Genomic DNA, 11,530 nt, shown 5'->3' with positions numbered 1-11,530 from the left:
AGTCCGGGCAACGCCCGCCAGTTCCGTTTCCTTGCGCTTTTCCTTTTCCTCTTTGGTTTTTTCACCGATGAACGTGTGCATTTGCAATTCTTTGTTCCATGAAAATTGAATCAGAGGCACATCCAAAGGGCTACCGTCGCGTACTTTCAACGCCTTGACGACAGAAATTTGAGGTTCTTCGTCCCGTTCTATCGAAAGGATTGCCGCTGCCTTGCGCTGTAACTCCGAGCCGAGATGTCCGCGGAGTTTCATGCCGTTGGGGACGAAATGCAACACACAGACAATACACGTTTTATAAATGCCGGCTAAACGGTACAATTCGTCAATTACTCCGACGCTTTCCGCTTCGTCATTGGCGCAACGAACCAAATCCGCTATGCCGTCAATTAATGCTATCTGGATACCGCCGAACTGATAGTAGAATTTGTCCATGCTTTGCACAATCGCCTGCATACGCTCTTTTCTGGACATGGAAGTCAGGCAGTATGCCTTGAAATATTCGGGCATGGCGGCCAGTTTCCCGCGTTTTAATATGCCGGAAATATTCTTGTACAGTTGCACTTCCGACTGCTCCGTATCATAAAGTAAAACGGCTTTGCTTGCAGTATTGGGCAAAATCGCTGTACCCAGCGTGTCAATTGAAAAATCGGCATTACGGACGGTTCCGGCAATCAGGCTTCCCACGTAGTTACTTTTTCCCGTTCCTTCGCCGCCCGTGATGCCCAGTAAGTTCCCCTGCGTTCCCAAAGGCACGTCATTAATTGAAATAATCATCTCTGCCTGAATGGGTGGATTGTTGAAATCAATTTCACACGGTTTGAGTATAGCCATAGTATCGTTATAAAGATTATCTAAAAATTCGATGAACAGTTTGATGAAATTCTCACGGCTGTTGCCGAGCTTGAAATAATCGGAAATATCCTTTTCCTGTTTCGTACCCGCAAGCGGCAGAACAAGCCGCTTAACGCCCAAATCCGCGAGTTGCTGCGCATGTTTGAGGGAAGCATCCAACCCCGTTTTATCTGCATCGTAAAGCAAAATAACATGTTTGAAACGGTAGGACAGTTTCTTGATAATATGCTGCGGGATATTGCTCGTTTCGGAATTGAAACAAATGGCATGAAAACCATGAGCAACCAGCGAAAGCACATCTTTTTCGCCGCCTGTAATAAAAAGCGTATCGCCTTTGGCGGGTAGTTGCTCCAAACCAAAACAGTAATTATCGGGTAAAAGACCGCCATACAAAAACCGGATTTCGGAAAACGGGCGATAAATTTTCACATGCCGTTTGCCGGTATATCCGAATAGAGGTTCAGCATTGGAAGAAATGAGAAAAAACGGCTTGCCTTCGGAATTTTCGTACTTAAATTCCCTCAAAGAGAAAACTTTATAGGCTTTCAGTGTTTCGGGAGTGATGCCGTATTGCTGCCAAAATTTCGTTTCTTTTATGGAAAAACATTGTTGAACAATAGAATAGGATTTTGTCTTTTTCGGTGTTTCAGGTTTTTGAGGTAAAACGAGCTTGGTTTCCCGGATTGGCTTCGGCGACATGGACACGACAAGCGGACTGTCGCCTTCATTACAGGACAGACCCAGATGCAAATCGCGGTTAATAATTCCCAGAATTTCTATAAAATCTTTCGCATTGTTACAATCCAAGCCTTTAAGAAAACCCACGTATGAAAAACAGTCGCCACTATAGGAATCGTTCCCGAAATCCTTAAACCTGTAAACCCTTGCTTTCCTGTCAAAGTAAATATTGCAGGAAGCTTTTTTATCATCATAGAGCGGATTACGGAAATTTTTCCCGAGTCGCCACTCCACTGCAACGTAATAACGGAAAATCTCAAATCCGTTATTGGTCTTGTCCAATATCATCTGTTTACTTAGCATGTTTATTGTAATTGTCTAACAGTTCTTGAAAATTTTCGGGATTGCTTTTTATCAGGTTCTGTTCGAGCATCCGTCTCACTTCGCCCATTTTATACATAGCTTTCCCACTCGAAATAGAGTAGTTGAGTATTCCTTTTGAACGCAACCGCTGTAAAGTGCGGGGACTTACTTTAAGGTATTTGCAAACATCGTAACCGTCCACCCATTCGTCGTCATCGGCATGTTTGATGACAAAAGCGGTAATCTTATCCAGTTTGCTGATAATTTCTTTATAAATTTTCGATTCGATTGTTATTACTTCCATATCTCATTCAAATTTTCTGCAAAGTTCGGATGATAAAATGGGTAGAATTGCCAAGTTTATACCAAGTTGGTTGAAATTTTTTTTTGGAAAAAAACAGCGCAAAAACGCCGGTTTATGAAAATAAATGGAGGATATAAGGTGTTTCGGAGATGATTTTTCTCCATAAATAAAAACTACCAAGTTGGTATGAACCTGGTAGTTTTTTAGAATGAATATGAGATTTATATTATTGAGTTACAGGAGTTAAATGGTTTTATCAAACTCATATAGGGTATGGATAATATTATCTGTTTTTTCCGTTTGCAAGGTTTTCCATTTTGATTCTGTTTTTGTACGCAGAAAGGTTATTCCGGTTCTTAATATGACGGGAACGGTATATATGGATAGCATATCTAATAGCCCGTTGTCAATCAAAGAAGAAATTAAAATTCCTCCTCCCACAGCCAACAAATCAGTGTCTGCCTGCTGTTTCATTTCCAAAATGGCTTTCATTGGTGATTCGGTGATAATTCGTGCCGTTTCGTCAATGGATATACGATTTTCATGGTGGGACACGACGCACGTTTTTTTGTTTTTAAACGGCCAATATCCGTTATGTTCAAAAATTTCGTTATAAGTATTGACACCCATCAGCAAGGTATCTGCCTGGATGATTTCCTCTCGAATAGTTTTTGACACAATATTGGGTATCCAGTTTGTATCCCCGTCGTCGCAGGCTATAAAACCATCCAGAGATAAGGCTATGTTCGCTTTTAACTGTTTCATAACTTCCTGTTTTTATCGTTTTTTGAATGTTCACCTGCGTCAAAAAAGAAGCGTGGAACCCACACTGCTTCAACACGAGGTACTGGCATACCCGAAAACGAAACAGGCAAGTCCACGCTCATAGCGTGAACATTGCACATTCCGTCTCGTTTTCTGAAAAGTGCCAGTTTTCGTGTTGAGACGTTCAGCGAACGTTATATCTATATTATATGCAGAACTCTGTCCTGCTTTAATTCAATTCTATTTTTCGTCGCAAAAGTACGAAAAATAAATGAGATTTATATTCTATCATCATCATCCATACGTTTTGTCAGGTTATCAATAAGCATTTTCAGGAAAACAGTCCGTTCCTTCTTCCGGCTCTTGATAGCAATATATGTCCTGTAATAATCTCCCAGGTCAATACCGAAAATGATTTCAAACAGGCTCATAATCTCCCGTATATCTGCATTTCCATTATTGAGAACTCCCGCCGAATGGATAGCGTAACCCAATTCGATAGCGGCAACTTTTGAGTCTGTCCATTTAAGCGCCGGTTGTTCGCTGTTCTTTTGATTATTGGGCAAATGAGTACATTTTGTTAAATGTAACAGCCTTTTATTCAGATAAATCCGCAATATCTCATTGGCCAGTATTTTGGCAACTTTATAATCATACGCCGTAGAGAACAGTGCATCTTGAACAAACTGCTGACTATCAACACAGAGAGTTGGGCAAAATTTACCTCTCACAAAATAATACTCATCCAAATGGATTGAATTGGAACGGTAGTATTGGTATAAGTCAATATTTCGCTCAAAGAAACAGGTCAGGCTGTATTGTTCTTTTTTATAATATTCCTGCTGTATCTCGTTACTCCCGTTCGGACGTTTCAATTCAATGGAATATATCTTGTTGAAATATATCAATAAACTTAATATTTGCGGTTTCATCTCTTTGAAGAATTTTATTTCGTCTTGAATTTCAACCTGTTCCTGTTCAAGGAAGACAGTCCTCAACTCTAACAATCTGATTTTGATAAACTCAACCATTTTCAACGCTTCCTGTATGGAAATATGACAGCCATCCATGTCTATGGACTGAATTTCTTCCTGAACGGACTGCATTGTTTTTTCAAAAAACGCTTTCATTGAGTATTATCATTTGTCTTCAATGTCAACCACCGTTTTCTTATTCCAGCCGAATTTCATCAACAACCTGTCCATCAGATAATACACCACCGGAACAACGATAAGTGTCAGGAACATAGAGCTAATCAATCCTCCAATCATAACCCAAGCCAGACCGTTTTTCCATTCGGCTCCGGCTCCGGTTGCCAAAGCAATAGGAAGCATACCTATTACCGTTGCAGCGGTTGTCATCAGGATGGGGCGAAACCGTTGGCGGGTTGCCTCAATAAGTGCACCTTTTAGTTCCATCCCCTTTGCTTTTGACTGATTAGTAAAATCGACCAATATGATGGCATTTTTGGCAACAAGCCCTAAAAGTGCAAGTAATCCCAGCAAGGTAAATAAGTTAAGGGTATCCATCGTTAATGCCAAAGCGAGTAATGCACCTATGATGGCAAGAGGAATAGAGATTAATACTACAAAGGGATAAATGTAGTTATTGTACAATAGTACCATAATGAGGTAAACCAACAGTATGGAAATGACAAGTGCCATTCCCATTGTACCAAAACTTTCGTCCTGCATTTCGAGTTCGCCACCGGGAATGACTGTGATATTTTCCGGCAAATCGAGAGCGTTTATTATTTGGCTGACGTCTTGCCCGATGTCGCCCGTTGGTCGCCCTCCAACCTGACTGTTTAATGTTATGCAGGCACTACGGTTACGGCGTTCGAGGATGCCCGGTGCATCGGTTTCTTCTATACGTGCAAACTGTTTCAGTTTGACAGCTTCGCCGGAGGTATTTATTAATGTGAGGTTTTCAACGTCTGCCATACTTCTGCGGTCGAAGTTGTCAAGGCGGATATTAATATCATATTCATATTCGTCTTGCCTGAACTTTGCATCATTGTTTCCACTGAAAGCATTATTGAGCGCCATACCCAACACCTCGAAAGGGATTCCCATAGCCGACATCTTATCGCGGTCGGGAATGATACTGATTTCGGGGCTGCTTTCTTCGACGGATAATTTAGGATCGACGATACCTTTTACGGATTTGATGCTACCAAGAACAAGATTTGCAGCTATCCGCACGGAATCAATATGGTGTCCGGTGATATAATATTGCATCGGAGCCTCGTCGATATTTCCCATCAGGTCGGTCATTGCCACCCATATTTGTGCTGCGGATATATGCTGTTGCAAAAAGAGTTTTGCCTCTCGTAAAAAATCCGAAGTTGAAATATTGCGCTGACTGTGTGGAATCATTTTTACTCGTAAATCGGCTAAACGGGCTTGTGCTTGTCCGTTTTCTTCTGCTCCTACGGTCGTAAATACAGTTCCCACTAACGGACTACTCCTTAATGCGTTTTCTGCTTTGTAGGCTGCCTGATTGGTTTCTTCTATGCTAACATCACGGGGTAATTCCATCTTTATAACAAATTGCCCTTGATCGCCTTGTGGAGCTAAATCACTTCCGATAAAACCAAATGCTATCAGGCTTACGGAACCGACCAAAAGAACAAGAGTAGCAACCAATGTAATCAGTTTGTGCGATAAAGACCACCTTAAAAGATTTGAAAACCAACCTGCTATTCTCTCTATCCTGCTTTCGAAAGCATGAATACCTTTCCCTATGAAACCGTGACGGTTAAATTCATCTATTTTTCCAAATCGGGAATAAAGCAACGGTACTACGGTAAAAGAAACCAAGAGGCTGAACAATACTGCGATAGCGATAGTAACAGCAAATTGACGGAATACATTGGCGATAGTCCCTTGTGTTAATGAAATAGGGATGAATACCACAACCAGAACCAGTGTAATGGAAACGATTGTCCCGCCTATTTCGCTTAACCCATCATAAGCCGCTTGTACCCTGCTTTTCCCCATTTCCATGTGTCGGTGGATATTTTCGAGAACTACAATGGCGTCATCGACCAAAATACCGACTACCAGCGTTATGGCTAACAGCGACATGAGATTCAAGCTGAAACCAAACAGGTACATAACTATAAATGTGGAAACAAGGGACAACGGAATCGCAATAGAAACAAAAATGGAATTCCGCACGCTGCACAAGAATAAAAGCATCGTGAAAGCCACCAAAAGGATAGCTATAACGAGGTCGATCATTACAGAATTGGAGGCTTCAATTGTAAATTCCGCATTATCAGCCGCTATCATAAAGTTTAATCCGACCGGCTCGTATGCTGATTGCAGGACATCCAGTATTTCACGTGTGGTTTTGGATATTTCTACGGTATTGGCATCGGCGGAACGCTGTATTGTAATACCTATGGAGGGTATACCATTTACCCGGCTAAGAGTTTCTATTTCTTTATTTCCATCGTGTACATCCGCAATGTTTTTTACTTCTACTGCACTTCCATCGGGCATATATTTTACGATTACATTTTCAATATCGACAAGGTTATTGTATTTACCCTGCAAACGTATTTGCGTTTGCTTGTTATCACTTTTTATCTGCCCCGTAGGGAAATCGAGGTTTGAATTAATCAACACAGTGCTTATGTTGAGAATGGAAAGCCCGTATGCAGCCATTCTTTCCTCATTAATGTTTACCTGTATTTCCCGCTCATTTCCTCCGATGAGCGTTACCTGCGCCACTCCCGCTATCCTTTCCAATGCAGGCTTTATTTCGTGGTTGATTAAATCGTAAAATTCCGTTTCACCCATATTGGCGACTGCACCGATTGTCATAATGGGAATATCCGCCAAACTGAAATCATTAATGGATGGCTCTTTTGCGCTCTCTGGGAGGTCGGAACGTATAGCATTTACTTTTCGTTGTGCATTTTGAAGTGCTTTGTCAAGGTTAGTTCCAGCTTTTAAGTGAATCGTTACTAAAGAATAATTCTCCATTGAGGTAGAAGTAATTTCATCTATTCCCTCTATGGAAAAGACAGCATCTTCTATCTTCTTGGTTACGGAATTTTCCACTTCACTGGCTCCGGCTCCCGGATAAACGGTACTGATAGAGATTACATCCAACGTCATACTTGGCATTAATTCTCTACCCAGTTGTGTCAAAGAATAAATACCGAAAAAGGCAAGTATAACGAATATCACGACTACCGTAGTCGGGCGACTGATTGACGTTTTTATGATATTCATTTTTTTATAAATTTAGGATGGATATTTCTGTGCCGTCAATCAGGTTGGTTTGTCCGCTTTTTACAATAATGTCGTCAGGTGATATGCCATTGGTTATTTCAATGTATTTTCCTTCCGAGATACCGACTTGCACGGCTATTTTATAGGCTTTGGCATCTCTAACTATAAATACATGAGGGGCTTTCATTCCGCCGACAATAGATTCCCTGCTTATTACGAGTGTGTTGCGGTTATTCCCGTCCACGTTGAAAATGGCAGTAGCGAACATACCGGGTTGTAGTTTCGGATGATTTAATGCCAGTTCGACCGAATAATAATACTGGTCATTGCTTTTAGGGGCAACAGCCTCAATTCTGCCTGTAAATGTGCTACCGGGATATACGTCCGTCGTTATGGTTGTTTCCATACCAACATTTAGTTTCAACATTTCTTTTTCCGTTACATTGACAAGCATTTTTAATGCTTTATTATCTACAATATCAACAACGCTACTGCCAACTGAAAGCAACGTCCCTTCTTCGAAATAATCCTTATTAATGACCCCGGAAATGGGAGATGTAATGGTAGTATTACTTAGTTGGTCTTGTAAGTCGGTTATCCTGCTCTCGATGCTGCGTAGGGCAATTTGGACATCTTCCAGTTCCCGTACTGTTACTGCCCCGATAGAAGCGAGATTTTGAAAACGCTCCACATCTCTTTCCGCTTTTGCCAAGTCCAATTCGGAGAGCCGCAGGTTTTCCCGTATGACATTATTTTCAAGTTGTGCGATTACTGTTCCCCGACTGACCACATCACCTGCCTTTTTGTATTTCTTCACAACAATAGCCTGCGCTTTTGAATAAACTACCACCTCATTTTCCGAATCAATGCGCCCGTTCACACTGATTTTTTCACTCAAGTCCATGTATTGGGGCTTCTCAATCATGACGGGAACAACAGTGTTTACAGTCAAGGATAATTCAGCATTCCGGTCAATAGTTTGTTTATTCTCGACCAGTCTCGATGCGATGAGGCTGACAATGGAAACGGTTAGAATGATTGGTGTTACTATTTTTGATTTCATTTTTTACTACTGCTTAATAAATATTCAAGTGTACCGCTTGCTTTTAATAAATCTATCTCTGTTTTTTTGTAGCGGATAAGTTCTGTGGTATAGGCTATTTTTACTTCATGTAAAGAGGTTTCTGTTTCAAGAAGGTCTGTTATGGTCGCCAAACCTTCGGTGTACAGTGCCATTGTCTGACTATATACTTTCTCTGCCAGTTTCAAATTTTCAGATTGTACCTGTATCAACTCATAGATTATCTCCAGTTGATTTTTCGCATTCAAATAATTAGCAGATAAGGTCTGTCGGGTTTCCTGAATGTCCCAATCCAACCCTTGCAGTTGTACTTGTTTCTGTTTTATCCGGCTTCGCTTACCTAAACCGTCGAAAATTGGAATGGTTAAACGAACGCCCACAATGGCAGAATTGTACCACGGTTCTCGCGCGAGGTTTAGTTTGTTTGATTGAAACTGATACCCGGCTGTGGCAATAGCCGATAACGTTGGCAGATACTCCATTTTATGACTGCGGATTTCGAGTTCCAATCTTTCTCTTTGCTTATTCAGCACGTCAAGTTCTATCTTGTTTTGTGGCAGTGGATAGTTCTGAAATTCGGATATATCCATGCTTTTTACCTCTGAATCATCCACTTCAAAAGCGTCTTCAATAGGAATACCGATTAGAATTTGTAAATAACGTTTTTGCTGTGATATAATATTTCTCATATTTTTACCCCGTGCCTGCAAATTGGTTAGATTAACTTTGATACGGTTCAAATCAACTTCCCGTGTTACATTTTCTTCTACCCGTTTTTCCATTAACAGGTAAAGTGAATCCTGCATAGAGGTCATATAGTTTATATTATCCAATTTCTGCATACTATTGAGGATGTCATAGTAAGCATTGCTTACATTAAAAATTACTTCCTCTTTTGTCATAGCAGCACGAAGCCTTTGAAGTTCTAGGTTGTTTCTGGCTATTTTTATTCCGGTGAATAAAGTGGGCGAAAAAATTACTTGTTCAACACTAACACCAAAATCCAGTTCGTTCTTTGAACCCATCTGAACCGGGATTTGCGTTCCGCTCTCACCAATGAGTTCGCCGGGTAACATTGTTGTGGGTAAAACTAAACTATGGTCGAAACTGCCCGAAGCATTTATTTGTGGCAACACACCTGACCGGGCTTCGTTTACCTGATAGTCAGCCTCACTGACATCGAGATTTGCCCTATGTGCCGCATAACTGTTGTTGATAGCAAAGTCAAGACATTGTTCAAGAGTAATCTTCCCACTTGAATTTTGCGCCATGACAGTATTGCCTATTATCAATAAGGCAAGCAAAATCTGAATAGCTCTCATTTTCAGAAATTATATTTGATTCCGAAAGACATGTAGGGGGAAACAGAGAAATAATAATCATTATCCGATGCAAAGACTCCCTTCAAAGTTCTGTCGCTGTAAGAAGCAGGACGGAACAAGTTCAACCCAGCCATAGCTGTCATAGATAATCCGGTTTTACCAACCTTTATTTCGGGGCGGAACCCAGTTACGATATATTGATGAGAGAATATTACATCTTTACCGTCTTTTTCCAACAAAGCTGCTTGTCCGTTCATTTCTAAAGTATACGATAATTTAAACCAATCGTTGAAACTATAACCTGCTGATACGTCTAAGCCTTCGACCAACTCCACATTTACATCGAACTTCCCGTTAAGCTCCCAATTCAGGTATACCGTAGGGAATACCATCGGATAACCCAACGAACTGTTTATAGCCACACCCCCGCCAATAGACAGATTGGGTTTCAGGTGGCGGATAAAAACAACGCCTCCGCTTCCAAGCACGTGCTTGAACCTGATTTTAGAAAAATCGGCGGAAGGAGCAAGTACAGCTATACCCACACTTGCCCGCATCGACCATTTATCATTTAAGGGGCGTAAATGGTAAAGCCCTACCTGTAAATTCATGATTTCGGAAGGCATATAATCTGCGAAATTCTTGTTATTCAATGAAGTATATGACCCGCCGAGACCAATTCCCCAAGCTGTCGGACAATTGTTCTCATTCAGTTTCATGGATAAGGGTATATTGACTGCTCCTTGATAGACGACAGCAGAACCTTTGGCATCTCCGATTTTTTCACTGGGTTTGTCGCCGGGCGGCAAAAACCGATAACTTGAACTTCCCATATACTCTGTCTTAAAAGACACTTGTTGCGCTTTTCCTTCCACACATAGAAGGATTCCTAATACTGTTAATAATACTGTTACTGACTTCATGATTTTTTAAGAATTACGTTTATACTTACTTAATTTTTCAGCAAAAGAACGATGAATGAAGTAATACCGAAAGCCAATAACTATGGAGTTTAGAATGGACAAAATGAAATGCAGAAAAAAGGGTATGGAATTTTCCATACCCTATATTAGAAAAAGAAATACTTACTTAAATTATTCCAGAATCCCGTCCATCCATTTCAGGAAATCGGGCACACGTACACGGCTGACCAGCACTTCATGCGGACAAATAGGCAAAAAGGAGAGTTTCAGACGGCTATTGAAGTATTTGGCAACATTTTCAATAGCTTTTACATTGCCAATACAATTACGCGATACACGGAAAAATAAACGGCTGTCAAGCTGCTGTTCTAACTGGTCTAATGTATAATTAATGATATACCGTTTATTTTGGAATGTATGCAGGAACACGACTCCTTCTTCACTATAAAAATGAGCAATCTCTGCCGTTTCTATATAATGATAGTTTTCTCCTTTTGATATAAGGAAACGGTTTTTTGTTTTAAGAGATAGTAGCTGTTCAAAATTCTTGGGGTCGGTTTTGTGAGATTTATTATGAAAGATATTCTCAAATTTAACTAATGCAGCCTCCAATTCCTTTTCATCGAAAGGTTTTAACAGGTAATCAATGCTGTTCAGTTTGAACGCTTTGATGGCGTGTTCATCGTAAGCAGTAGTAAAAATGACAGGGGTATTGACCTCTACATGATTGAATATTTCGAAGCAATTTCCGTCAGCAAGTCGTATATCCAAAAGGATCAGATCGACAGTAGATGTTTTCAGGAACCCGATAGTGTCTATGACCGTTTTGGTTCGCTTTTCCAACGAATAACCGGGACGTAACTCCGTCATCATACGTTTCAGTTCTTCGTATGCAAATCGCTCGTCTTCTACTATCAGGTACTTCATGGCTGAATATAGGGTATTTTAACTATGAATAGAGAATTTGTATGCTCAACAGCAATTTCTCTGTCATA

Annotated in this window: 9 protein-coding genes; all 9 read right to left on the bottom strand. The window is 40.7% G+C overall.

Annotated elements, in window-relative coordinates; genetic code table 11:
* The coding region (locus tag LBQ60_17610) for a toprim domain-containing protein (GenBank protein MDR2039741.1) at positions 1–1,893 on the bottom strand (1,893 nt) is incomplete at its 3' end.
* Positions 1,883–2,197, bottom strand: a complete 315-nt coding sequence (locus LBQ60_17605) for a helix-turn-helix domain-containing protein (protein MDR2039740.1) — start codon at positions 2,195–2,197, stop codon at positions 1,883–1,885. The genes LBQ60_17605 and LBQ60_17610, both read right to left, overlap by 11 nt.
* A 243-nt stretch (positions 2,198–2,440) precedes the next feature.
* A complete protein-coding gene (locus LBQ60_17600) occupies positions 2,441–2,962 on the bottom strand; it encodes a dihydrofolate reductase family protein (GenBank protein MDR2039739.1) in 522 nt (173 codons plus the stop codon).
* A 278-nt stretch (positions 2,963–3,240) separates the two neighbouring features.
* On the bottom strand, positions 3,241–4,092 hold the full coding sequence (locus LBQ60_17595) for an RteC domain-containing protein (protein ID MDR2039738.1): 852 nt from the start codon (positions 4,090–4,092) through the stop codon (positions 3,241–3,243).
* Positions 4,093–4,101: 9 nt separating this feature from the next.
* Entirely contained in the window at positions 4,102–7,209 is a 3,108-nt protein-coding gene (locus tag LBQ60_17590; GenBank protein ID MDR2039737.1) for an efflux RND transporter permease subunit, read from the bottom strand.
* Between the two features lie 4 nt (positions 7,210–7,213).
* Complete coding sequence (locus LBQ60_17585; GenBank protein MDR2039736.1) at positions 7,214–8,272, bottom strand: efflux RND transporter periplasmic adaptor subunit; 1,059 nt, start codon at positions 8,270–8,272, stop codon at positions 7,214–7,216.
* On the bottom strand, positions 8,269–9,612 hold the full coding sequence (locus LBQ60_17580) for a TolC family protein (protein ID MDR2039735.1): 1,344 nt from the start codon (positions 9,610–9,612) through the stop codon (positions 8,269–8,271). Before LBQ60_17580 ends, LBQ60_17585 begins: the two co-directional genes overlap by 4 nt.
* Positions 9,613–9,614: 2 nt before the next feature.
* Positions 9,615–10,535: a DUF6268 family outer membrane beta-barrel protein gene (locus LBQ60_17575; protein ID MDR2039734.1), complete on the bottom strand. Its 921-nt coding sequence runs from the start codon at positions 10,533–10,535 to the stop codon at positions 9,615–9,617.
* A 171-nt stretch (positions 10,536–10,706) separates the two neighbouring features.
* Positions 10,707–11,462 carry a LytTR family DNA-binding domain-containing protein gene (locus LBQ60_17570; protein ID MDR2039733.1) on the bottom strand — a complete coding sequence of 252 codons (756 nt, stop codon included), beginning with the start codon at positions 11,460–11,462 and terminating at the stop codon, positions 10,707–10,709.
* Positions 11,463–11,530: the final 68 nt, after the last annotated feature.

This window comes from Bacteroidales bacterium, from assembly GCA_031275285.1.
Taxonomy (GTDB): Bacteria; Bacteroidota; Bacteroidia; order Bacteroidales; family UBA4181; genus JAIRLS01.
Note: the sequence above shows the minus strand (reverse complement) of the source record. Positions and strands in the feature narration are given on the sequence as shown.

What these genes read in the sequence shown, in the direction of transcription:
- LBQ60_17605 (MDR2039740.1), bottom strand. Translation starts at nt 2,197, where the DNA reads ATGGAAGTAATAACAATCGAATCGAAAATTTATAAAGAAATTATCAGC.
- LBQ60_17570 (MDR2039733.1), bottom strand. Translation starts at nt 11,462, where the DNA reads ATGAAGTACCTGATAGTAGAAGACGAGCGATTTGCATACGAAGAACTG.
- LBQ60_17575 (MDR2039734.1), bottom strand. Translation starts at nt 10,535, where the DNA reads ATGAAGTCAGTAACAGTATTATTAACAGTATTAGGAATCCTTCTATGT.
- LBQ60_17600 (MDR2039739.1), bottom strand. Translation starts at nt 2,962, where the DNA reads ATGAAACAGTTAAAAGCGAACATAGCCTTATCTCTGGATGGTTTTATA.
- LBQ60_17585 (MDR2039736.1), bottom strand. Translation starts at nt 8,272, where the DNA reads ATGAAATCAAAAATAGTAACACCAATCATTCTAACCGTTTCCATTGTC.
- LBQ60_17580 (MDR2039735.1), bottom strand. Translation starts at nt 9,612, where the DNA reads ATGAGAGCTATTCAGATTTTGCTTGCCTTATTGATAATAGGCAATACT.
- LBQ60_17595 (MDR2039738.1), bottom strand. Translation starts at nt 4,092, where the DNA reads ATGAAAGCGTTTTTTGAAAAAACAATGCAGTCCGTTCAGGAAGAAATT.
- LBQ60_17590 (MDR2039737.1), bottom strand. Translation starts at nt 7,209, where the DNA reads ATGAATATCATAAAAACGTCAATCAGTCGCCCGACTACGGTAGTCGTG.